The sequence below is a fragment of the Donghicola tyrosinivorans genome (genome assembly GCF_003003355.1).
In the GTDB taxonomy this organism is placed as follows: domain Bacteria; phylum Pseudomonadota; class Alphaproteobacteria; order Rhodobacterales; family Rhodobacteraceae; genus Donghicola; species Donghicola tyrosinivorans.
The window spans coordinates 70,135-92,225 of sequence record NZ_PVTQ01000014.1 but is presented as its reverse complement, the minus strand read 5'-3'; the positions used below and the strand labels follow the sequence as shown (position 1 = coordinate 92,225).

Below are 22,091 nucleotides of genomic sequence, written 5' to 3'. Positions count from 1 at the left end.
AGTTTTCCTGTTGGATCAAAGACTAGCGCAAAATCTGGAAAGAAAAGCCCTTATGCAGACAACAGAGATTTTGCCGGTCCATCACAGCCACGGCCCTTGATCGGGCATCAGGAACATATCGGTCGGCTCAGGCTTTAAACCCATTCCGGTCAACGCTGCATGTATCTGTCCCCGATGGTGGGTCTGATGGTTAAAGAAATGCGCCACGCACCCACCCATGTTGCGCGAAATCTCGGCCCCTTTCAGACCGGAATACCACGTCAGGTTTGACACCAACTGAACCTCACGGACCTTTTCGGCCCACAAGAGGATATGCCCATCGGTCCGGAACCTTTCGCCTGCCCAAGCAGCGATGGTGGGCTGAAAATGCACAGCGTCTTTCAGGCTCACATCAGGCTGGGGCTGCCCCTGAAACCGCGACATCCACATGGTATCGGCCCACAGCAGGTGATTCACCGTCGCGAAAATCGAGCCGAAGAACAGTCCTCGGTCCGCATTCAGCTCTTTCGCTGGCATGGTTTGCAATAATTTGCGCAGCCCACGGTTCTGCCAAGCGTTATAGCGGGCCATCGTGATGCAATATTCTCGGGTCAGCATGCACGCCTCATAAACGTATTTTCTGCAAAATTTCTAACAGCATCAATGCAAAGATTGCGCGACAGGCCAAGGGATATCCGTGCGAATGCCGCTGGATTTTCGCGTCAGCCTCTTGAAACCCCGTGGAAAGTTCGTAGGTTAGGCACGTCGGGCAACCGACTATGGACATAAACGCGCTCGTAATAAGCGGATCGGACCCGGGGGCGGTACCCGGCGGCTCCACCAAAAATCCTATCGTTTGGGATCATGGGGCCGAAATAGGATCGACGAACGTCTAAAGGGGTTTGCTTTGTCCCGGTGTGATACCGCCGTTATCGGTTCAAACAGTACAATTGCAAACGACAATCGTGCTCCGGTAGCAATGGCTGCGTAAGCAGTCGGAGTTTCCGAAATCTAAGTCCTTGCGCCTAGCAGTGTAAGGCGGGGTTCGCAGGTACCTGGCAACAGAAACCTGCACTTCCCTTCCCAGCGTCGATTTTGCTTTTCAAATCGCCAGTTTGCCGTTCTTAATTCCGGCGGAGTGGGAGGAATTTATATGATTGCAGTGATTTTCGAAGTGACGCCCAAGGACGGCATGCAGGGCCCCTATCTGGAAATGGCGGCCAAGATGAAAGAGCATCTGGAAGGCTTTGACGGGTTTATCAGCGTCGAGCGTTTCGAAAGCCTGACCACCCCCGGCAAGCTACTGTCTCTGTCAATCTGGCGGGACGAAGACGCTGTGATCCGCTGGCGCAAGCTGACCGCCCACCGCGGCGCGCAAGAGGCTGGCCGCCAAAGCTATTTCGCCGATTACCGCCTGCGCGTCGCATCCGTCATTCGCGATTACGGCATGGAAGAACGGGCCGAGGCCCCCGCCGACAGCCGCGCCCACCACGGAGCATTATAAAACCTTCGCTTGCCAAGCGGAATTAGGGCCCACATACCAGAGGCGAAACGACCTTCTCGGGGTACCATGTCCCATATTCCGTACTCTGATCTCTTTCGCGTCTTTGGCCGTATTGGCCTGCTGTCCTTTGGCGGCCCTGCGGCGCAAATCTCGTTGATGCACAAGGAATTGGTCGAAGAGCGCCCTTGGCTGACCGAGGCGCAATTCCTGCGCGCCCTGTCCTTTTGCATGCTGCTGCCCGGCCCAGAGGCCATGCAGCTGGCCACCTATTCCGGCTGGCGCCTGCGCGGCATCACTGGTGGCCTGCTTGCAGGGCTTTTGTTCGTGGTCCCAGGGGCGCTGGTGATTCTGGCGCTTGGACTAGCCTATGCGATTTGGGGGCAGATGCCGCTGATGCAGGCGATGTTCACCGGCATTCAGGCAGCTGTCATTATCATTGTCCTGCAAGCGCTTATGAAAGTATCGAAAAAGGCCCTAAAGACCCCTTCGGACCGGGCGATCGCGGCAGGCAGCTTTATCGCACTTTTCGCCTTTGATGCACCTTTCCCGATGGTGATCATTTGGGCGGCTGCAATAGGTAGCATTGTCACCCCGCAGGTCCAACCAACGGAAACGCCCGCTGAGGCTGGACGCGGAAACTATACACTAACAGTGGTCTTCATCGGCCTGTCTCTGTGGCTAGCACCGCTTTTGGCTGCTTACGTGTATGACGCGAGCTTCCTGACGCAAATCTTTGTTTTCTTTTCAAAACTTGCGGTCGTGACCTTTGGTGGCGCCTACTCGGTTCTGACCTATATGACCCAAGAGGTTGTCGGCACCTATCAGTGGATCACCACCGAACAGATGATAGACGCGTTGGGACTGGCCGAAACCACCCCCGGTCCGCTGATCCTTGTGACCGAGTTTGTGGCCCTTCTGGCAGGCTATGCGCAGGGCGGCATCCCTCAGGCCATCTTGGCCGCTAGCATGTGCCTCTGGGTGACCTTCGTACCTTGCTTCATCTGGATTTTTGCCGGTGCGCCCTACATCGAGAAACTTGGCAATGCGCCCAGATTTGCAAAAGCGCTGCACGCAATTACAGCAGCCGTGGTCGGGGTAATCCTGAACCTTTCGATCTGGTTCGCCTTGCATGTCTTCTTTGCAGAAACCAGCATTCTCACATGGGGGCCCATGACCCTGACTATCCCGCAATTCCAGACACTTGCCATCGAAAGCGTTGGCTTTTCCCTAGTGGCCGCGATAGTTCTGCTCTGGCGCAAATGGGATATTGCCCGCACGATTGTTTTCATGGCAGTGCTCGGCGCAACACTGACAGGACTGACGTGAGGGTGCATTTCCCCTTTTGTTTGGTTCTTGTTGAACTATGCTGACAAGAAAATGGAGGCACCTGAAATGGGCGATATCGACTATGGCAATCTGATGCACGCAGCTATGCGCGGTTTGATCCGCCAAGTGCTGACGGGTGTTTCAGAAACTGGCTTGCCCGGCGATCACCATTTCTTCATCACCTTCTCAACCCACAGCGAAGGGGTCGAGATCGCGGATTGGCTGATGCAGCGCTATCCGCAGGAAATGACTGTGGTGCTGCAACATTGGTTTGAATCGCTGGACGTGGACGAAGACGGCTTTGGCGTCACGCTAAACTTTGGCGACACTCCGGAACGTCTTTACATTCCCTATGACGCGATCCGCACCTTCGTCGATCCCTCGGTTGAATTCGGCCTGCGCTTCGAAAGCGCCCACGATGACGACGACGATGAGGATGAGCTGGACGCCGAACTGGCCGAGGTGGAAGAAGAGCCCCACGGCGATGCAGAAATCGTCAGCTTGGACAAATTCCGCAAGTAACCCGTGATCACACGCTTTAAATTTGTGATCACAAGCGGCATTTTTCGACCCCGTTTGCGCTATCTAAAGCCCTGACGCGATTGCGACAGGGCTTTTCTGCCTGTAAACCCTCGGGCAACAGATCCACAGGAGGTTGCCTCATGGCCGATACCCGTACCGAAACCGACAGCTTTGGTCCTCTCGAAGTTCCCGCTGACAAGTACTGGGGCGCGCAGACCCAGCGCTCGATCATGAACTTCCCCATTGGTTGGGAAAAGCAGCCCGTGCCGGTCATCCGCGCCTTGGGTGTGGTAAAGAAGGCCTGCGCCATCGTGAACGAGGGTTTCGGTGATCTGGACGCCGAATTGTCCAAAGCCATTCAGGCCGCAGCGACCGAAGTCATCGAAGGCAAGTTTGACGACAACTTCCCGCTGGTTGTCTGGCAGACCGGTTCCGGCACCCAGTCGAACATGAACGCGAACGAGGTGATCTCGAACCGCGCGATCGAAATGCTGGGTGGTCAACTGGCCAGCAAATCGCCCGTGCACCCCAACGATCACTGCAACATGGGCCAGTCGTCGAATGACACTTTCCCGACCGCAATGCACGTTGCCATCGGTATGCACACCCGTGACGTCCTGCTGCCCGGCCTGCGCAAGCTGCACGGCGCTCTGGTCGCCAAGTCCGAAGAGTTCAAGGACATCATCAAAATCGGCCGCACCCACACCCAGGACGCGACCCCGCTGACCCTTGGTCAGGAATTCGGTGGTTACGCCCATCAGGTGGCTCAGGGCATCAAGCGCGTAGAAGCATGCCTGCCTGACATCTACGAGCTTGCGCAGGGCGGCACCGCCGTTGGCACCGGTCTGAACACCCGCAAGGGCTTTGCCGAGAAAGTCGCAGCCGAGATCGCTGGCATCACCGGCCTGCCCTTCGTCACCGCCCCCAACAAGTTTGAAGCACTGGCTGCACACGATGCGATGGTCATGTTCTCTGGCGCGCTGAAAACCGTTGCCGGTTCGCTGTTCAAAATCGCCAACGACATGCGCCTTCTAGGTTCGGGCCCCCGTTCTGGTCTGGGCGAGCTGATCCTGCCGGAAAACGAGCCTGGCTCGTCGATCATGCCCGGCAAAGTGAACCCCACTCAAGCCGAAGCGCTGACCATGGTTTGCGCCCACGTCATGGGCAACGACGCCGCGGTTGGTTTCGCTGGCTCGCAGGGTCACTTTGAACTGAACGTCTACAACCCGATGATGTCGTACAACGTTCTGCAGTCGATCCAGTTGCTGGGGGATGCGGCGTCGGCCTTCACCGACAACATGGTTGTTGGCACGCAGGCGAACGTCGCCCGCATCGACAAGCTGATGAAGGAATCGCTGATGCTGGTCACCGCACTGGCACCAACCATCGGCTACGACAACGCCACCAAGGTTGCGAAGACCGCGCACAAGAACGGCACCACTTTGAAAGAAGAGGCAATCGCGCTTGGCTTTGTGGACGAAGAGACCTTTGACCGCGTCGTGCGTCCCGAACAGATGATCGGCCCCAAATAATGGCGGCACCGGTCAATCTGAACCGGTTCAGAAAAGAAAAAGCGCGGGCTGAGAAAAAGGCCCGCGCATCAGAAAACGCAGTCAAATTCGGCCGCACCAAGGCAGAGAAAACCTTGGACAAAGCACGCGAAGACAAAGCCGTCCGCCATCTGGACCAGCACAAACGCGACGATGGCGCGGACACATGAGCCGCCCTGCCAAACGATCCCTGACCCTGCACGGCCACCGCACCAGCGTCACGCTGGAAGATCCGTTCTGGAAAGCCTTCCGCGAGATCGCCGATGTGCAGGACAAGCCCATCAACCAGCTTGCCGCCGAGATTGATGCAAACCGCGATCCCGAAAACGAAGGACTGGCCTCGGCGATCCGCGTGTTCGTTCTGAAATACTACCAGCAGAAATGAAAAAAGCCCTTCCTGCGAAGGGCTTTTCCGTATCCGGTGGCCGCTGGCGCGGCGCTAAGAGTTTTCGCCGAAAACTCTTTTAAATGAGGTTCTTCGGCGAAGAACCTCACCCTAACCTTACAGCGATGCGCTATAGATTTTGTCGATGTTCGACGCCAGAGCGGCGTTAAACTCGTCGTCCGACTGCTTGGCGCTCAGGCCTTCGGCCAACGCGCGGCTGAAGCTTGCAATCATCTTGGTGTTCTTCGACAGACGCTCGCAGGCGTCATCGGTGGTGTAACCACCCGACAGAGCAACAACGCGCAGAACGCGGGGGTGGTCCGCCAGATCGTCGTAAAGACCGGCTTCATTGGGGATCGTCAGTTTCAGGATGACGTTCTGACCGTCTTCCAGCAGGTCCAACTGACGCAGGGTTGCGGCTTTCAGCAGGGCTTCGGCTTCGGTCTTGGTGGGGCTGTCGATCAGCACTTCAGGCTCGACAATCGGGACCAGACCAGCGGCGATCACCTGCTTGCCCAGTTCGAACTGCTGAACAACCACAGCTTCGATGCCCTCTGCGTTCGCTTCATGAATGACCGAGCGCTCTTTCGTGCCGAAAATGCCGAATTCGCGGGCAGTTGCCAGCAGCTCGTCCAGACCGGGGATCGGCTTCAGGATCTGTGCACCGTTCTGCACATCTTCCATGCCCTTGTCGATCTTCAGGAAGGGAACCACGCCGCGCTCTTCCCACAAGTACTGGGGAACGGGCATGCCGGCCACTTCACCGCGCATGGTGCGTTCAAAAAGGATCGCGCCCAGAACTTTTTCGCTGGTGAAATCGGGCGCCTGCATAATGCGGCAGCGCATCTGGTGGATCAGGCCGAACATCTCTTCTTCGGTCGAATACTCTTCCGCCTCAACGCCATACTGGCTGAGCGCCTTCGGAGTAGACCCGCCGCTCTGATCGAGTGCCGCAATGAAACCGGCAACGCTGGAGATACGGTCAGCTTGGCTTGTCGAAGCTACGGTGTCCTTGGCCATGGCCCGGGGATCCCTTCAATAAGTTAAAAATCTGTGGGGTTTTTAACTTATATCACGCGATCAGCATAGGGTCTTATCAGACTTATAGCGCTAACAATGGTATATTTATCGCTAACTTTAACGCTAACGGGCGGCGAGATTCAGGCGGATGCCGTCTTTTGCCCGCACAGTCAGGTGCGCGACGGGCACTGGCGGGGGTGATTCCGGTAAAGTGAATCGGATGTCCCGCACCAGAAGGGACAGCAGCAATGGCCCCTCGACCATGGCGAACCCTGCCCCTGTGCAAACCCGCGATCCTGCAGAAAACGGCATATAGGCGCAGCGGCTGGAGGCTTTGCCAGCCTCGGTCGACCAGCGGGCCGGATCAAATTCATCGGGACGGTCCCAGAGCCGCTCATGCCGGTGCAGGTGCCACGGGCTAAGAACGATTTGCGAGCCCTTGGGGGCCTTGCGATCCCGCAGGCATTCTGTTTGCGTGGTTTCCCGCACCATCATGGGGACCGGAGGATACAGACGCAATGCCTCGCGGAACACATCACGACTGACTTTCAACCTGGAAGTCTCTGAAAAATCTCCATTTTCCAGCGCCACTACTTCTTCTGCTACGCGATCTTGCCACTCGGGAAAGGCCGCCAAGAGATACAGTGACCACGCCAGTGCCGAGGCACTGGTTTCATGGCCCGCAAGGAAGAAGATCGCGACCTGATCTACCATCTCTTCGGTGGTAAACGTCTCGCCCGTTAGTGGATCGGCGGTGGTCATGATCTTGGTCGCCAGATCGTCCGGCGCAGTGCCTGCGCGGATCGCCTCCATCCTCTGAGCGGTCAGTTGTGTGATCAGATTGCGGATGCGCCGCGCACTGTGTCGCGTGGCCTTGCGATGGGGGCGCGGCATCCATTTGGGCAGCGGTATGAAGGCAGCCAGATTCAGGATCGGCTGACTGCGCTGATAGTTGCGAAACTCCTCAAAGACCGCGCTGGCGATCTCATGCTCGATTGGAATTGTGAACAATGTGCGAAATATAACATCAGCCGCCGCGTGGCTTGTGTGAGGTTCTAAGTCCACCTCTTCGCCGATCAGCCTCATGAGCCGCGTGCGCGCGGCCAGCGCGGCCTGCCACATGGCCGGATATGTATCGCGCAGTCGCCCCCCTTCGAAGGCCGGATCAATGATACGGCGCTGGCGTTTCCAAACCTCACCGTTCGTCACAAAGACCGAATTCCCCAACAGCGGCCGCAGCCCTTCGCTGACACGGGCGGATTTAGGGAAGTCATCAGGGCGCTCTTTCAGCACCATATCCAGTAGCTCTGGCTGGTTGATCATGAAGGACCGGAAGAACGGCGTGCGGAATTCAGCCATCCACGCGCGGTATAGCCGCTGGGGCTGCGCGGATAGGATATCCTGCCGGAACAGCTGCATATAGCGCCACAAGGACACACGATCAGCGCGGGGCCTAGGTTTCGGCGGGATCACAGCAGACCTCGGAACTTGGAAACGGGGGCGCGTTTGCACGATGGCGACGGGGGGCGATCCTTATAGCGCTCTGCCAAGGTCATCGGGCCTGCGGTCACGCGGAAATAGTCGTAATCTTCGGGAAACGGCAGCGCGAAGAGGTAAGTGAAGTGCAGATGGAACCAACGCCTGCGGTCCCGCTTCCACCGCTCGGGGCCCAAAGTGCGCGAAAACGCCGCCGAGAACATCAGCGGCCATTTCTGCCCTTCGGGCGCAACCCCCGTGACGCCCACCGGATCACACAGGGCAAAAGCGCAGCCATCGCCCATAGCGCTAATATCGACCCACGTCAGGTCTTCGCAGGTGGAAAGGTCATGCAGATCGCGGCGCAACCGGTCTGCCTTTGGCAGGAACGAGACCATCGGCACCACCTGCCCCAACGACAAAAACCCGACCGCCGGCTTTGCCCGCGCCAGATCACCACGCCGCATCAGGTCCGCCAGAACCGAAGCGCCCATGTAAGCGCCCGAGGAATGGCCGACGATCAAGACTTCATCCAAGTCCTCATCATCCAGCGCCTCGGCGATCCGGTCCACGAATTGCGACAGGCGCTGTTCCTGCGCGGCGGGATAAGCGCCCCAATGACCGGCCGAGAAAGCGTAGTCCAGCATCAGGTAATGGGCCAAAACCCGATTGTCATGCCTGCGGAACCAATCCAGCAGCGCCCATGCCGCCACAGCCCCGATCGGCACGCCCAGATAAACGCCATAGGGCAGCAAATGCACCGCCCCTAGCCAGAGGCCGAACGCCACAGCACAGGCCACCAGCAGCTGCATAATCAGGAAGACCACCGGATAGAGGGCCGCAATCACCGGCCCCCGACGCAAGCGCATCAGACGAAACAACGTCCCGCTAGAGATATAGATCCACGCGGTGCGGCACACTTTCAGATAGGTGGACAGCAGCCCCTGATCCATCGAGTGTCCGACGATATCGGACCAGACCAGCACCTCGACCCGCGCATTCACGTCCTGCCCGTCGATCCGCGCCTCTACCCGCCAGGCATCACTGCCATCGGCCTGCATGGTCAGGTCAAAACCGGAAATCCGCGCCTGTTCGGCCCCTTCCTTGCGGTAGAACTCACGATACCGGCGGGGCGGATATGGATCGAACCCGGGGATATAGAACACCCGTCTGCGCTGCACCTGCCCTTGCATACATGGCCTCATGCCAACCCGTTGCTTTCACGGCAGTAAACACCCTTAGCCACGTCATGGACAGGGATAAATTCACCCCAAAGTGGCAAGCGCGGGGAATTGTTCCAAAAGCCAGTAGGAAAACCGCGAAAAGCCCCCTGTCAGCATCAAAAGGCCGATGGTCCACAAGAGCAGACCCATGATCCGTTCAATCCGGTCCATGTGGCGCTTCATCCAGTTCATCAAGCCCTTGAGGCTGGGAAGGAAGGCCGCCACCAAGAGGAACGGAATGCCAAGACCCGCAGCGTAGACCGCCAGCAACATTGTGCCTTTGGCAACGCTCGCCTCAGACGCGGCCAGCGACAGGATCGCGCCAAGTTGCGGGCCAATGCAAGGCGTCCAGCCAAAAGCAAAAGCCAGCCCCAGAATATAGGCCCCAAGAGCACTGCCCCCCTGATCGCCCACATCCAGACGCGCCTCACGCGCCAGAAAGCCGATGCGGATCACACCCAGAAAATGCGCACCGAACACCATGACCAGAAGACCCGCGAAGGTGTTGAACTGGTCCTGATACTGCAACAATGTCCGCCCGATGGCCGAGGCCGCGAACCCAAGCAGCAGAAACACGGTTGAGAGGCCCATGACAAAAAACAACGCGGCCAAGATCGCCTTGCCCCGCGCCGGAGCGCCATCGCTGTCCAGATCCTTGAGGCTGACACCAGACATGTAGGCCAGATAAGGCGGCACGATGGGCAGCACGCAGGGGCTGAGAAAGCTGATGATCCCCGCCACCAGCGCCACGATCATGGCGGGCAAAAGTCCCGCATCGAAGAGGTCAATTCCGAACATAAGGCTGCCCTACGCGATTCAGCTGTCTTCGTCATCTGACAGGTCGTCACATCCCCGTCAGCGCTTGTCGATGATGCAAAAAAGGCGCCCGTCGGGGCGCCCTTTTCGTGTTCAGGCGTTAGCCCATGCTCCACCAGCCCTTGCGCTTGGGCTTGGGCGGCGAGGCCTCTTCCTCGGCGGCGGGCTCTTCGGCAGGGGTCTCCTCGGCCTCAGTGACCACCTCAACGGGGGCCTCTTCTACGATCTCAGCCGGAGTGTCTTCCTGCACAGGTTCGTCAGCGACAACCTCTTGTGCAGGCTCTTCGGCAACAGGCTCTGCTTCTTCAGCAACCACTTCTTCGGCAGCATCCGCAACCGGCGCAGCCGCTTCAGGCTCTGCCTCTACTTCAGCAGGCTGTTCTTCCGGCGTAGCAGCGTCGACCTCAGCGGTATCTTCAAGAGCCGCAGGAGCCTCTTCAGCAACCTCAGCCGCAGCCTCATCGGCAGCGGGTGCTTCAGCGACAGCTTCCTCGGCAACTTCGGGCGCTACTACTTCAGCCTCGGACACATCCGCTGCATCCTTGTCCTGATCTTCCGTCGAATCCGCGGCATCGTCATCGGTGTCACCCTCTGCCTGCGCGTCATCCGCACCGTTTTCTTTGGCCTTACCACCGCGGCGACGACGACGACGACGCTTCTTCGGCTTGGGAGTCTCTTCCCCTGCCGCTTCAGGTGCTGCGGGCTCTTCAGCAACCGCTTCGGCTTGAACTTCTTCAGGCGCGGTTTCTTCGATGATTTCCGCGTCCAGCGCGTCCATGATCGAGGTGTCGACCGACACATGCGCCTCTTCAACAGCGCCGATCACGCGGGTCGCGCTCTTAAACTTTTCAAAGCCATAGTCGGGGCTGATCAAGTGAACATCGGCCTCGATCCGCACGGCCATTCCGTAGCGGGATTCGATCTGTGCCACATGCTCGCGCTTGTGGTTGATCAGATAGTTCGCAATCTGCACCGGCGCTTTGATCAGCACCTCTTTGCTGCGGCCGCGAACGCCCTCTTCTTCCAGCTGACGCAGGATCGCGAGGCTGACGTTGTCGTCCGAGCGCAGCAGACCGGTGCCATGACAATGGGGGCACGGCTGGGTGGTCGCCTCGATCATGCCGGGACGTAGACGCTGACGGCTCATTTCCAACAGGCCAAAGCCCGAGATACGGCCTACCTGAATGCGCGCACGGTCGGTTTTCAGCTTGTCTTTCAGGCGCTTCTCAACAGCAGTGTTGTTCTTGCGCTCGTCCATATCGATAAAGTCGATCACGATCAGACCGGCCAGATCGCGCAGGCGCAGCTGGCGGGCCACCTCTTCGGCGGCCTCAAGGTTGGTCTTCAGTGCAGTCTCTTCGATCGACCCTTCTTTGGTCGCCTTACCCGAGTTCACGTCGATCGCCACCAGCGCCTCGGTCACTCCGATCACGATGTAGCCACCGGATTTCAGCTGGACGGTCGGGTTGAACATGGAGCTCAGGTAGCTTTCCACCTGATAACGCGCGAACAGCGGCATCCGGTCGGTGTAGTTCTTCACGTTCTTGGCGTGGGACGGCATGATCATTTTCATGAAGTCCTTGGCGTTCCGGTAGCCCAGATCGCCTTCGACCAGAACCTCGTCAATCTCGCGGCTGTAAAGATCGCGGATCGAGCGTTTGATCAGATCACCTTCTTCATAGATCTTGCAGGGCGCGACCGACTTGAGGGTCAGTTCGCGGATCTGTTCCCACATACGCTGCAGGTATTCGTAGTCGCGCTTGATTTCAGCTTTGGTACGCTCTGCACCGGCAGTCCGGATGATCAGACCTGCGCCAATCGGAACATCAAGTTCGCCCGCTATCTCTTTGAGTTTCTTACGGTCTGCCGCATTGGTGATCTTACGGCTGATGCCGCCGCCACGGGCGGTGTTCGGCATCAGGACGCAGTAACGACCGGCAAGGCTGAGGTAGGTGGTCAGGGCCGCGCCCTTGTTGCCACGCTCTTCCTTAACGACCTGCACCAGCATGATCTGACGGACTTTGATCACTTCCTGAATCTTGTAACGGCGTGCGCGGGGCTTGCGGACGGGACGGATGTCCTCTTCCTCGTCGTCCTGCACGGCGATGGATTCGATGGTGTCTTCGGGCTGAACCTCTTCGCCAGCGTCCTCAGAGGGTTCTTCTGCGGGGGCTGCCTCTTTCGACTTGGCGGCGGGCTTGCGGATGCGGCTACGACGGCTGCGGCTGGGTTTCTTTTCTTCTTCCGACGCTTCTTCTGCGTCTTCAGCAGCTTCGGGAGCCTCAGCAACCTCAGGGGCAGCGTTTTCCTGCTCGTCCTCTTCGAGGTCGATGGTCTCCATACCCGTGATCTCGCGGGTTTCTACCGCGTCATCGCTGTCATTGCGTGCAGCCTGAGCGGGCGGACGGCGGGTGGTTTCACCTGCGTCTTCGCCCTCGTCTTCTGCCTCAGCCACATCCTCGGCAACAGGTTCTTCTGCTGCAGGTTCTTCCGCTACAACCTCTTCAGGCGCCGCTTCTTCACCAACAGGTACCTCTTCGGCAGGCGCTTCTGCAACGGCCTCTTCTGCGACAGCTTCTTGTGCCTCAGGCGCTGCCTCTTCAGTGGTTTCCTCAACTGCAGCAGTCTCTTCAACCGCGTCAACGGGTGCAGCTTCGGCGGCAGGTTCCACCGCTTCGACCGGAGTTTCTACAGCGTCATCAGCAACAGGTGCCTCTTCGGACGAGGTTTCTGCCTCATCCGCGACGGGCGCGTCTGATTTGGCCTTATCCTGAGCAGGCTTCGACTTGCTACGGCTACGGCTACGACGGCTGCGGCTTTTGGGCTTTTCAGACTCGTCGTCATCCTCGCTGTTTTCCTGCGCATACGCACGTTCTTCAGCCAGCAGCGCCTCACGGTCCGCAACGGGGATCTGGTAGTAATCCGGATGAATCTCGGAGAATGCTAGAAAGCCGTGACGGTTCCCGCCGTAATCCACAAAGGCCGCCTGCAGCGAAGGCTCGACCCGAGTAACTTTTGCTAGATAGATGTTGCCAGCAAGCTGGCGTTTATTTTCGGACTCAAAGTCAAATTCCTCAACCTTGTTTCCGTCAACCACCACAACGCGGGTTTCTTCCGCGTGGGTGGCGTCGATGAGCATTTTCTTTCCCATGGTATCTCATTGCACAGGGCAACGGGGTCCGGTCTAAGCCGGACGCGCACGTCATGTCTGTGGCTTGTAAGGGCGATGTTGAACGCGCACTTAGCGGGCGCAATGGGCGCCTCACTCGTGACTGATATACGTTCAGCGCGTTTCATCGCGTTTCTTCTCCGACGCAGGGTTGCGCCTACTTACTGGCCCGTCGCTTGCGCGTTGCGGGCGGTTCTCTCAGGATCATTTTGATCCAACGGTCTGTCCTGAACGGCGGCCCTTTGCAGGCAAATCGCCAGGTTCAATTCAGAAAATCTGTCGCGGACACTTATGTAACAAGTACCCGTCTGGTCACCATAAAGGGACAAATACAGAATTGACAATGAGGAAAATGAATAGGCTTGCGCCGATTACAGGTAATCGGCGCGCTGTAGACCGTATTTGGCCATTTTCTCATTAAGTGTCCGGCGTGGAAGGCAAAGTTCCTCCATTACGCTGGCAATCGAGCCTTTATGACGGCGCATGGTGTTATCGATCAGCATACGCTCGAAAGCTTCCACATACTCTTTGAGGGGTTTGCCTTCGGTTGTCACCAGCGGGCGCATGTCATCGCTTTCGGCCATGAGGAGGCTGGCGATGGTACCCGAACCACGACGGTTTTGCAGCACCGCCCGTTCGGCCACGTTGATCAACTGACGCACATTGCCTGGCCAAGGAGCCTGAAGCAGTTGCGCCGCTTCCTGTGCGCTGATCTCGGGCGGCTCGCAGCCGTATTCCTCGGCGTATTGTTCAGAAAGGCGCGCAAACAGGGTTAAGATATCCTCGCCCCGCTGGCGCAGGGGTGGCGGAGTGATCCGCAGGGCGGCCAAGCGATAGAACAGATCGGGACGCAGGGCGTCTTCGATGGTGCGGCCCTGCTCTTGCATATTACAGATGGCGATGATGCGGGTCTCTGACGGCATGCCCTGATCATTGATGAACGACAAAAGGCGCGCCTGCACCACTTCGCTGAGCGTCTCGATATCTTCCAGCACCAGTGTGCCGCCACGTGCCTCTTCGACCGCAGGCAACTGGGAATCTTCGGGCTGCATCGGGCCAAAGAGCCGCTTTGTCAGGCTGTCCTCATCATAGGCCGAGCACGACACCAGCACGAATTTCTTACCTGCGCGACTGCCCACCGCGTGCAGTGCGTGGGCGGTCAGGGTTTTGCCGGTGCCGGTTTCGCCATCGATCATCACGTGACCGTCCGCCTGCCCTAGATCAAGGATGTCCTCTTTCAGACGCTTGATTTCGGGCGCGCTGCCGATGATCTTGTTCATCAGCCCTGCCCCGTCCGACAGCTCGCGCCGCAGGGCACGGTTATCCAGAACCAGACGCCGCTGGTGCAACGCCTTGCGGGCCAGTTCCGTCATACGGTCCGGATTGAACGGCTTTTCCATGAAGTCAAACGCGCCAACACGCATCGCCTCAACCGCCATGGGCACATCGCCATGGCCTGTAATCATGATGACGGGCAAGCTGCTATCGCTGCCCATCAGCTTTTTCAGCAGCCCCATGCCACCCATACCCGGCATCCGGATGTCGGTGATCACGATCCCCGGGTAATCCGGTTCGATCTTTTGCAGAGCATCTTCGGCACATGCGAAGGTTTCCGTGTCGAACCCCGAAAGGGCCAACCACTGGCTGATCGACTGGCGCATGTCCTGTTCGTCATCGACGATTGCGATCTTCATCACGTGGGACATTCAATTACTCCGCGGCTTCAATATCTTCCAACAAGATAGGTAGCTGCATCTCAAATACAGCCCCCTCACCCTCAGCATTATGTGCCGTCAGGCGTCCACCAAGCTCGTTCACGATCCCGGACGAGATCGCAAGCCCCAATCCGACACCATCGCCGGGCTGTTTGGTGGTATAAAACGGCTCGAACAGAGCCTCTAAATCTTCAATCCCGTGACCATTGTCGCGCACGGTCAGCGTGGCCATTTCACCTGCGGTCAGCAGGATATCAACGCGGCCATCTTTGCGTGCCTTTACGGCGTCCAGAGCATTGCGGATGAGGTTAATCATCACCTGCTCGATACGCACCCGATCCCCCATGACCAGCACCGGCACATCCGGAACAGTCCGTTCCAGACGCACCTTATTTTGCCGCAGCTGAGGCTCCATCATCGCAAGCGACGACATCAAAGCGTCTTTCATATCAACGGGTTGCAGGTGATCTGTGCCCTTTCGGGCATAGGATTTCAACTGCTTGGTGATCGAGCCCATACGCTCGATCAGATCATCGATCCGCTGAAAGCTGGCCAAAGCCTCTTCCGCGCGGTTGCGCGACAGCAGCAGGCGCGCACCGGCCAGATAGGTTTTCATGGCGGCCAAAGGCTGATTCAGCTCATGACTGACGGCTGCCGACATCTCACCCAAGGCGGCCAATTTCGACGATTGGGCAATGGTTTGTTCGGCCACGGCAAGGGTCTTTTGCACCCGCTCACGCTCGGCGATTTCGCGCTGTAGCCTTGCGTTCAATGCGCGAAGCTCTGCCGACTCGCGCTGGAACAGCATCATCCGCGAGGCCGTCTTGCGGTTCAGGAAATAGAAGCCCACCGCCAGCAGAATCGCGAAGCCCATGATCTCCAGCGCCAGAACACCGTTCACCTTTTCGCGGACGCTGGAATAGTTGGTGTAGGTGATCAGGTTCCAACCACGGAACGGAATGCGGCCCGTCAGGCGCATCACCGCCTCGCCGCCCAGATAAATCTCGTCCCGCTCGGCGGCCCAATCGGCAGTCACCTGCAAGGCGCGCTCAATCGCCGTAGCAGCCGGTTGCCGCGTCAGGGCATCCTCTTCACTCAGACCGCGCCAGCGCGGCTCGGTCGAAAGAACGATCACCCCTTCGCTATCGGTCACCACAACCGCATCGGAAATACCGGCCCAAGCCCGTTCGAACTTGCCCAAGTCTGCCTCGACCACGATCACACCGATGGGCGAGCCGCCATCCTCGATCCGCCGCGAATAGGCAAAGCCATAGCCGCCCGTGGTCCGTTCGAACTTGGTGAAAACCGTCCCGTTCGACCGCAGGGCCTCAACGAAATAGCCTTCATTTCGGTGCATACTGCCAAGGCGCTCACGATCCGTGGCCGCCACAGTGCGCCCGTCCCGATCCAGAAGCATCAGCGAGGCTGCACCAATCTCATCCACAAAGGAAATCAGACGCTGCGAGCTTTGCGAAAAATCGTTCGAATTCAGTGCGCCGATCAACGCGGGGTCACGCGCCAAAAGCTGTGGCACAATCCCGTTACGGCGCAATTCCGAAAGAAGCTGACCCGAGTACAACGCCAATCGCACCTCAGCGCGATTGCGTGTTGTCTCGGTGAAACGTGTGGTCAGCCAGACGTTGGTGCCCCACACAATCGCCACGGCAAGCACAAGCATCACCGCAGCGATCAAGCGCACAAACCAGGGACGCAACTTGCGTCGGTTCGTGTCAGAAGAGAGGCGGGCCGGTTTCGACATCACAAAAGTCTAGGCCAAGGCCCGCATCCGCTCAAGTCAGGCCGAAACCAGACCGTCTACCAACGCGCGGAAAAGCGCCTGCCCGTCGGTGCTGCCATGAACAACTTCGGCAGCCCGTTCCGGGTGCGGCATCATCCCCAGCACACGGCGGTTGTCCGAGAAGACACCCGCGATGTCACCGGCCGAGCCGTTGGGGTTTTCAGCATAGGTAAATGCAATCTGCCCTTCGCCTTTCAGACGCTCCAGCAGCGCATCATCGGCGCGGTAGTTGCCATCATGGTGGGCGATCGGAATCTGGATCTCGCTGCCTGCCACATAACCGCCGGTAAAGATGCTGTCGGTCTGCTCGACCTTCAGCCCGACGGTTTTGCACACGAACTTGAGGTTCATGTTGCGGATCAGGGCACCGGGTACCAGACGGGTCTCGGTCAATACCTGAAAGCCGTTGCAAATCCCCAACACATAGCCGCCGCGGTTTGCGTGTTCCACAACGCCGCGACAAATGGGCGAGTTCGCCGCAATCGCGCCGCAACGCAGATAGTCACCGAACGAGAAGCCGCCGGGAATGCCGACCACATCGATACCGGAGGGCAGTTCCGAATCCTTGTGCCAGACCCGAACAACCTCAGCGCCCGCATTCTCGAATGCGACCGCAAGATCGCGGTCACAGTTCGATCCGGGGAATGTAATGACCGCCGCTTTCATCAGTTCAGCTCGATCTCGTATTTTTCGATCACAGTGTTTGCCAACAGCTGCTCGCACATCTGGGTGACCTGCTCTTCGGTGGTGCCATCGGCCAGATCCAGCTCGATCACCTTGCCCTGACGCACGCCACCGACGCCCTCAAACCCAAGTGCTCCCAGCGCATGGCGCACGGCTTCGCCCTGCGGGTCCAGAACACCTTCTTTCAGCATCACATGAACACGTGCCTTCATGGCAGTCTCCTCAGACTTCTTTCGCAGGCCAGTGCCCGCTTCTTTATCGCGAAAATACTCAAAGGACGCGCCGCTGGACGCGGCGCGACCGGATTAGTTGATGAGAGTCGGCTTCGCGCCGCCCTGACCATGCTCGGGCATGATCCCCAGACGACGGGCCACTTCGGTGTAGGCGTCAGTCAGGCTGCCCAGATCGCGGCGGAACACATCCTTGTCCAGCTTCTGGCCAGTCTTCAGGTCCCACAGACGGCAGCTGTCGGGGCTGATCTCGTCGGCGACAACCAGACGCTGGAAGTCACCTTCGTAAACGCGACCGATCTCGATCTTGAAGTCCACCAGACGGATACCGACGGCCATCATGACGCCCGACATGAAATCGTTCACGCGCAGCGCGAGGCTGACGATATCATCCATGTCCTGCTGGCTGGCCCAACCGAAAGCAGCGATGTGTTCTTCGCTGACCAGAGGATCGCCCAGTTTGTCGTCTTTGTAGCAGTACTCGACGATCGGACGGGGCAGCGGGGTGCCCTCTTCGATGCCCAGACGGGTCGACAGCGAACCTGCCGCGTAGTTACGCACGATCACTTCCAGCGGAATAATCTCGCAAGCACGCACAAGCTGCTCGCGCATGTTCAGACGCTTGATGAAGTGGGTCGGTACGCCGATGTTGTTCAGACCGGTCATAAAGAACTCGGACAGGCGGTTATTCAGAACCCCCTTACCCTCGATCACATCTTTTTTCGCGGCATTGAAGGCAGTCGCGTCGTCCTTGAAGTACTGCACCAAAGTGCCCGGCTCGGGGCCTTCGTACAGGATCTTTGCTTTGCCTTCGTAAATTTTGTTGCGCCGTGCCATGAGCTGTGTCGGTCTCCTGCTATGGGGCCCGGGAGGGGGCCACGATGCGCTCTCATAGAGCATGCCTGCGTATGTCGCAAGTCGGGGTGCACCCATCCGTCAGGAGAGACGGAATCAAGGCACTCACATGGTATCGTTCCCTTACATGGACCAGGGAGGAACTACCATGGGAATACTGGACGATCGTGAGCGCGCATTCGAGGCGAAATTCGCTCATGACAACGAAGTCGCGTTCCGAATCTCGACACTACGGGATCGGATGCTTGGAATGTGGGCGGCCAATCTATTGGGGAAATCCGAGGACGAGGCCCGCATGTATGCGGATGCCCTTCTGCATGATGACTTGATGGCGCGCGCCAGTACCCGCAACGCCGAGGCCATCGTCAATAGGCTAGCCACCGATCTGGATGACATGGTGGGAATCGAGATCATCAAAGCGCAGCGCGATATTTTCAGCGCAGCTGCCATCTCGCGGGTCGAGCAAGGCCACTAACCCCAGACCCATACGTTTTTCCTTTCGTTTCGATCCGAAAAACTGCACACCGCCACTGGCGGCGATGGATGTCTTGGTCGATATGATCGAAGGGCATTTGCAACCGCCGCCAGACAGTGGCACCCGCAGGCAACGATAAGACAGGATAAAACGATGACTGATGCGCTGACCAAAATGCTTTCGGAACGGGACTGGGTCATGGCCGATGGTGCCACCGGAACCAACCTGTTCAACATGGGCCTGTCCTCGGGCGATGCGCCTGAACTGTGGAACGCAGACGAGCCGCAGAACATCAAAAAGCTTTACAGCCTTGCCGTTGACGCAGGCAGCGACCTGTTTCTGACCAATACCTTCGGCGGCAACGCCTCGCGCCTGAAGCTGCACAATGCAGAAAGCCGCGTGCGCGAATTGAACCGCCTTGGCGCCGCCCTTGGCCGCGAAGTTGCAGATGCCTCGGGCCGCACCGTGATCGTTGCCGGTTCCGTTGGCCCCACCGGCGAGATCATGGCCCCGATGGGCTCGCTCACCCATGAGCTGGCCGTCGAGATGTTCCACGAACAGGCCGAAGGTCTGAAAGAAGGCGGCGCGGATGTGCTGTGGCTGGAAACTATCTCGGCCCCCGAAGAATACAAAGCCGCCGCCGAGGCCTTTGCCCTGGCCGGCATGCCCTGGTGTGGCACCATGAGCTTTGACACCGCTGGCCGCACGATGATGGGCGTCACCAGCGCCTCGATGGTGGATATGGTCGAAGCCCTTCCCAACCCGCCGATTGCCTTCGGGGCGAACTGTGGCGTCGGCGCGTCAGACCTGATGCGCACGGTTCTGGGGTTCATCGCCTCTGGCACCGAGCGTCCTGTGATCGCCAAAGGCAACGCAGGCATTCCCAAATACGTCGATGGCCACATCCACTATGACGGCACGCCCGAATTGATGGGCGCCTACGCCTGTCTGGCCCGCGATGCCGGTGCCCGTATCATCGGCGGTTGCTGTGGCACCATGCCCGAGCATCTCAAAGCCATGCGCGCCGCGCTGGAAAGCACGCCCAAAGGCCCGCGCCCGACGCTGGAAGACATCGCTGTAAAGCTGGGTGGATTCTCGTCCGCCTCGGACGGCACCGGCGATCAGTCCGACGCCCCTGCCCGCAGCCGCCGCAACAGCCGCCGTCGTACATAACCTCTCGTCGGCATCGCCCCGCGATATGTCGTTATCTGCACAGCCGCGGGGCGTTTTCGCGCCAATAAAGAATAAGAACAGCCGCACCATAGCGGTCCACGCGCTTTAAGGAATTATGCCATGTCGGAAGAAGACGACATCATTCTCTCGGAACTCGACGACGAGGAACTGGTCCAACAGATGATGGACGACCTCTATGACGGTCTCAAAGAAGAGATCGAAGAGGGCGTGAACATCCTTCTGGAACGGGGCTGGACTCCCTATGACGTGCTGACCAAAGCTCTGGTTGCTGGCATGACCATCGTGGGCCACGACTTCCGCGACGGCATCCTCTTCGTTCCCGAAGTGCTGCTGGCTGCCAACGCCATGAAAGGCGGCATGGCGATCCTTAAGCCCCTGCTGGCCGAAACCGGCGCACCGCGCATGGGCAAGATGGTCATCGGCACCGTCAAGGGCGACATCCACGACATCGGTAAGAACCTTGTTTCGATGATGATGGAAGGCGCAGGCTTTGAGGTTGTGGACCTTGGCATCAACAACGCGGTCGAGGCCTATCTGGAAGCACTGGACAGTGAAAAGCCCGATATCCTTGGCATGTCGGCCCTGCTGACCACCACCATGCCCTACATGAAAGTGGTGATCGACACGCTGAAAGAAAAAGGCATCCGTGACGACTACGTCGTTCTGGTCGGCGGTGCCCCCCTGAACGAAGAGTTCGGTCGCGCCATCGGTGCTGACGCCTACTGCCGTGACGCCGCCGTCGCCGTGGAAACCGCCAAGGATTTCATGAGCCGCCGTCACAACCAGATGAACGGCTAACAACCGCCTCCATCGAACAGATCAAGCGCCGTTTTGCTTCCGCAAAGCGGCGCTTTTTCTTTCGACAAAAGGGTAAATTTGATACCCCGATGACCCATGGTAGGTAATCCTAAGATACGTTCCAATTTCCTAAATCAGACCGATCAAGCACCGTTCTTAAGGGTAAGACCTACCCTTTTGAAAAGTGACCGGCTGTATGGCAACAACCTTCAACGCGATCTATCTTGGACAGCTTGCAATCATCGATCCGGACGGCTTGGCCGGTCTAGGGGAATTGAACACGACTGCCAGCGATGCGAATCTGCTGAAGGGCCTTACGTTCGGCGGCATCGGAAACCCGCTACTAAACAACTTCGTCTCGATTAGCGCGGTTGGCAATCCAGGCGCCTACTACGACCAGAACAACTCGCTCGGTTTTTTTGACCAGTTCACAGTCAACAACACTTGGACCGTGAACTTCGACGCGACTGCCACTTACAGCGCCCAAGTGACCTTCATCGACGGCACGACCACCAATATGACCGTCGTGATCTTTCAGGAACCCAGCGGCCACACGTTCTGGGCGCCTTCACCAACCGCAGGCGCGAACCAGACCCTTCTGGAATCCGAAGGCATCCGATCACTCAAACTGATTGATGTTGTCAGTAACACCTACGATGGCCTCACCACAGACCGCCAAGTCTGGAACTACGCCCTATGCTTTTGCAAAGGCACCTTGATCGAAACATCCAAAGGCCAGCGCCCGATTGAAACCCTGACCACCGACGATCACGTCCTCACCATCGATCACGGCTTCCAGCAGATCCGCTGGATCGGCCACAAACGATGCGAAGCCAAAGGCAAACTGGCCCCCGTTCACTTTGCCACCGGCACCATCGGCAACACCCGCCCCCTGAAACTGTCGCCCCAGCATCGTGTTATGCTCGAGGGCTGGCAGGTCGAACTGGTTTCGGACGACGCACAAGCCCTGACCCCTGCAATCAACTTTGTCGATGATACAGACATCCGGCAGATCGAAGGCGGCACCGTAGATTATTACCACCTGATGCTGGATCGCCATGAAATCATCTTTGCCGAAGGCGCACCGGCTGAAAGCTTTCACCCCGGCGACATGGCCATGCGCGCCCTTGACCTGCCCGCCCGCCGTGAAATCCTCGAGATTTTCCCAGAACTAGCCGATTACGGCAGCGCCAGCTACGGCAGTGTGGCCCGTCCGGTGCTAAAGCCCCACGAAACCAAACTGGTAATATCGCAGGTCCGCTCTCCCGACATGCGGCAAATGATGCGCGCCATCGCAGCAGAGCGCCGCATCGCCCAGAATTGACGGCCCCTGCATCTCATTGGTCGCTGGCAGCGCTTTCAGCGCCCCTGT

At 58.4% G+C, this 22,091-nt stretch carries 21 protein-coding genes and 1 other RNA gene; 11 read left to right on the top strand and 11 right to left on the bottom strand.

Going from position 1 to position 22,091, the window contains the following annotated elements; translation table 11 throughout:
• Positions 1 to 81 precede the first annotated feature (81 nt).
• Entirely contained in the window at positions 82 to 597 is a 516-nt protein-coding gene (locus CLV74_RS17350; protein ID WP_106267283.1) for a DinB family protein, read from the bottom strand.
• Positions 598 to 705: 108 nt separating this feature from the next.
• Here CLV74_RS17350 and ssrA point away from each other — a divergent pair.
• From ssrA to CLV74_RS17315, 7 genes are all read left to right on the top strand, one after another.
• Positions 706 to 1,055: a transfer-messenger RNA gene (ssrA, locus tag CLV74_RS17345) on the top strand.
• A gap of 77 nt (positions 1,056 to 1,132) precedes the next feature.
• The gene (locus CLV74_RS17340; protein ID WP_106267281.1) at positions 1,133 to 1,483 is read left to right on the top strand and encodes an antibiotic biosynthesis monooxygenase family protein; all 351 of its coding nucleotides are present in this window, start codon (positions 1,133 to 1,135) and stop codon (positions 1,481 to 1,483) included.
• 66 nt (positions 1,484 to 1,549) lie between these two features.
• Positions 1,550 to 2,809 carry a chromate efflux transporter gene (gene chrA, locus CLV74_RS17335; protein ID WP_211299072.1) on the top strand — a complete coding sequence of 420 codons (1,260 nt, stop codon included), beginning with the start codon at positions 1,550 to 1,552 and terminating at the stop codon, positions 2,807 to 2,809.
• Between the two features lie 51 nt (positions 2,810 to 2,860).
• Positions 2,861 to 3,331, top strand: a complete 471-nt coding sequence (locus tag CLV74_RS17330; RefSeq protein WP_245888585.1) for an SspB family protein — start codon at positions 2,861 to 2,863, stop codon at positions 3,329 to 3,331.
• A gap of 140 nt (positions 3,332 to 3,471) precedes the next feature.
• Positions 3,472 to 4,863: a class II fumarate hydratase gene (fumC, locus tag CLV74_RS17325; protein WP_106267279.1), complete on the top strand. Its 1,392-nt coding sequence runs from the start codon at positions 3,472 to 3,474 to the stop codon at positions 4,861 to 4,863.
• Entirely contained in the window at positions 4,863 to 5,051 is a 189-nt protein-coding gene (locus tag CLV74_RS17320) for a DUF4169 family protein (RefSeq protein ID WP_106267277.1), read from the top strand. Before fumC ends, CLV74_RS17320 begins: the two co-directional genes overlap by 1 nt.
• Positions 5,048 to 5,266 carry a ribbon-helix-helix domain-containing protein gene (locus tag CLV74_RS17315; protein WP_106267275.1) on the top strand — a complete coding sequence of 73 codons (219 nt, stop codon included), beginning with the start codon at positions 5,048 to 5,050 and terminating at the stop codon, positions 5,264 to 5,266. The genes CLV74_RS17320 and CLV74_RS17315 overlap by 4 nt, the downstream gene beginning before the upstream one ends.
• A gap of 117 nt (positions 5,267 to 5,383) precedes the next feature.
• Here CLV74_RS17315 and CLV74_RS17310 read toward each other — a convergent pair whose 3' ends face one another.
• The 10 genes from CLV74_RS17310 to purC form a co-directional block, all read right to left on the bottom strand.
• Entirely contained in the window at positions 5,384 to 6,286 is a 903-nt protein-coding gene (locus CLV74_RS17310; protein WP_106267273.1) for a fructose bisphosphate aldolase, read from the bottom strand.
• Between the two features lie 123 nt (positions 6,287 to 6,409).
• Positions 6,410 to 7,759 carry a cytochrome P450 gene (locus tag CLV74_RS17305; RefSeq protein ID WP_245888584.1) on the bottom strand — a complete coding sequence of 450 codons (1,350 nt, stop codon included), beginning with the start codon at positions 7,757 to 7,759 and terminating at the stop codon, positions 6,410 to 6,412.
• Positions 7,756 to 8,955 carry a hypothetical protein gene (locus tag CLV74_RS17300; RefSeq protein ID WP_245888583.1) on the bottom strand — a complete coding sequence of 400 codons (1,200 nt, stop codon included), beginning with the start codon at positions 8,953 to 8,955 and terminating at the stop codon, positions 7,756 to 7,758. Before CLV74_RS17300 ends, CLV74_RS17305 begins: the two co-directional genes overlap by 4 nt.
• Positions 8,956 to 9,027: 72 nt before the next feature.
• Entirely contained in the window at positions 9,028 to 9,783 is a 756-nt protein-coding gene (locus tag CLV74_RS17295) for a cytochrome c biogenesis CcdA family protein (RefSeq protein ID WP_106267267.1), read from the bottom strand.
• Between the two features lie 118 nt (positions 9,784 to 9,901).
• The gene (locus CLV74_RS17290; protein ID WP_106267265.1) at positions 9,902 to 12,952 is read right to left on the bottom strand and encodes an Rne/Rng family ribonuclease; all 3,051 of its coding nucleotides are present in this window, start codon (positions 12,950 to 12,952) and stop codon (positions 9,902 to 9,904) included.
• A gap of 389 nt (positions 12,953 to 13,341) precedes the next feature.
• Positions 13,342 to 14,676, bottom strand: a complete 1,335-nt coding sequence (locus CLV74_RS17285; RefSeq protein ID WP_106267263.1) for a sigma-54-dependent transcriptional regulator — start codon at positions 14,674 to 14,676, stop codon at positions 13,342 to 13,344.
• 4 nt (positions 14,677 to 14,680) lie between these two features.
• Entirely contained in the window at positions 14,681 to 16,444 is a 1,764-nt protein-coding gene (locus CLV74_RS17280; RefSeq protein WP_106267261.1) for a sensor histidine kinase, read from the bottom strand.
• Between the two features lie 36 nt (positions 16,445 to 16,480).
• On the bottom strand, positions 16,481 to 17,149 hold the full coding sequence (gene purQ / locus CLV74_RS17275) for a phosphoribosylformylglycinamidine synthase subunit PurQ (protein ID WP_106267259.1): 669 nt from the start codon (positions 17,147 to 17,149) through the stop codon (positions 16,481 to 16,483).
• On the bottom strand, positions 17,149 to 17,379 hold the full coding sequence (gene purS, locus CLV74_RS17270; RefSeq protein WP_106267257.1) for a phosphoribosylformylglycinamidine synthase subunit PurS: 231 nt from the start codon (positions 17,377 to 17,379) through the stop codon (positions 17,149 to 17,151). The genes purQ and purS overlap by 1 nt, the downstream gene beginning before the upstream one ends.
• Positions 17,380 to 17,472: 93 nt before the next feature.
• Entirely contained in the window at positions 17,473 to 18,234 is a 762-nt protein-coding gene (gene purC, locus CLV74_RS17265) for a phosphoribosylaminoimidazolesuccinocarboxamide synthase (RefSeq protein WP_106267255.1), read from the bottom strand.
• 166 nt (positions 18,235 to 18,400) lie between these two features.
• Here purC and CLV74_RS17260 point away from each other — a divergent pair, with 166 nt between their 5' ends.
• The 4 genes from CLV74_RS17260 (at position 18,401) to CLV74_RS17245 (ending at position 22,043) form a co-directional block, all read left to right on the top strand.
• Positions 18,401 to 18,727 (top strand): ATPase inhibitor subunit zeta, encoded by a 327-nt coding sequence (locus CLV74_RS17260; RefSeq protein ID WP_106267253.1) that lies wholly within the window; start codon positions 18,401 to 18,403, stop codon positions 18,725 to 18,727.
• Between the two features lie 153 nt (positions 18,728 to 18,880).
• Positions 18,881 to 19,900 carry a betaine--homocysteine S-methyltransferase gene (bmt, locus tag CLV74_RS17255; protein WP_106267251.1) on the top strand — a complete coding sequence of 340 codons (1,020 nt, stop codon included), beginning with the start codon at positions 18,881 to 18,883 and terminating at the stop codon, positions 19,898 to 19,900.
• Positions 19,901 to 20,020: 120 nt separating this feature from the next.
• Positions 20,021 to 20,719: a corrinoid protein gene (locus CLV74_RS17250; RefSeq protein WP_106267249.1), complete on the top strand. Its 699-nt coding sequence runs from the start codon at positions 20,021 to 20,023 to the stop codon at positions 20,717 to 20,719.
• Positions 20,720 to 20,915: 196 nt separating this feature from the next.
• Positions 20,916 to 22,043: a Hint domain-containing protein gene (locus tag CLV74_RS17245; protein WP_106267247.1), complete on the top strand. Its 1,128-nt coding sequence runs from the start codon at positions 20,916 to 20,918 to the stop codon at positions 22,041 to 22,043.
• The last annotated feature ends 48 nt before the right edge of the window (positions 22,044 to 22,091 follow it).

Excerpts from the sequence above, each read along its gene's own strand:
- CLV74_RS17250 (WP_106267249.1), top strand. The coding sequence starts at position 20,021 with ATGTCGGAAGAAGACGACATCATTCTCTCGGAACTCGACGACGAGGAA.
- CLV74_RS17260 (WP_106267253.1), top strand. The coding sequence starts at position 18,401 with ATGGGAATACTGGACGATCGTGAGCGCGCATTCGAGGCGAAATTCGCT.
- CLV74_RS17350 (WP_106267283.1), bottom strand. The coding sequence starts at position 597 with ATGCTGACCCGAGAATATTGCATCACGATGGCCCGCTATAACGCTTGG.
- fumC (WP_106267279.1), top strand. The coding sequence starts at position 3,472 with ATGGCCGATACCCGTACCGAAACCGACAGCTTTGGTCCTCTCGAAGTT.
- bmt (WP_106267251.1), top strand. The coding sequence starts at position 18,881 with ATGACTGATGCGCTGACCAAAATGCTTTCGGAACGGGACTGGGTCATG.
- chrA (WP_211299072.1), top strand. The coding sequence starts at position 1,550 with ATGTCCCATATTCCGTACTCTGATCTCTTTCGCGTCTTTGGCCGTATT.
- CLV74_RS17290 (WP_106267265.1), bottom strand. The coding sequence starts at position 12,952 with ATGGGAAAGAAAATGCTCATCGACGCCACCCACGCGGAAGAAACCCGC.
- purQ (WP_106267259.1), bottom strand. The coding sequence starts at position 17,149 with ATGAAAGCGGCGGTCATTACATTCCCCGGATCGAACTGTGACCGCGAT.
- CLV74_RS17300 (WP_245888583.1), bottom strand. The coding sequence starts at position 8,955 with ATGCAAGGGCAGGTGCAGCGCAGACGGGTGTTCTATATCCCCGGGTTC.
- CLV74_RS17340 (WP_106267281.1), top strand. The coding sequence starts at position 1,133 with ATGATTGCAGTGATTTTCGAAGTGACGCCCAAGGACGGCATGCAGGGC.
- CLV74_RS17280 (WP_106267261.1), bottom strand. The coding sequence starts at position 16,444 with ATGTCGAAACCGGCCCGCCTCTCTTCTGACACGAACCGACGCAAGTTG.
- CLV74_RS17310 (WP_106267273.1), bottom strand. The coding sequence starts at position 6,286 with ATGGCCAAGGACACCGTAGCTTCGACAAGCCAAGCTGACCGTATCTCC.
- CLV74_RS17320 (WP_106267277.1), top strand. The coding sequence starts at position 4,863 with ATGGCGGCACCGGTCAATCTGAACCGGTTCAGAAAAGAAAAAGCGCGG.
- CLV74_RS17315 (WP_106267275.1), top strand. The coding sequence starts at position 5,048 with ATGAGCCGCCCTGCCAAACGATCCCTGACCCTGCACGGCCACCGCACC.
- CLV74_RS17295 (WP_106267267.1), bottom strand. The coding sequence starts at position 9,783 with ATGTTCGGAATTGACCTCTTCGATGCGGGACTTTTGCCCGCCATGATC.
- purS (WP_106267257.1), bottom strand. The coding sequence starts at position 17,379 with ATGAAGGCACGTGTTCATGTGATGCTGAAAGAAGGTGTTCTGGACCCG.
- purC (WP_106267255.1), bottom strand. The coding sequence starts at position 18,234 with ATGGCACGGCGCAACAAAATTTACGAAGGCAAAGCAAAGATCCTGTAC.
- CLV74_RS17330 (WP_245888585.1), top strand. The coding sequence starts at position 2,861 with ATGGAGGCACCTGAAATGGGCGATATCGACTATGGCAATCTGATGCAC.
- CLV74_RS17245 (WP_106267247.1), top strand. The coding sequence starts at position 20,916 with ATGGCAACAACCTTCAACGCGATCTATCTTGGACAGCTTGCAATCATC.
- CLV74_RS17285 (WP_106267263.1), bottom strand. The coding sequence starts at position 14,676 with ATGTCCCACGTGATGAAGATCGCAATCGTCGATGACGAACAGGACATG.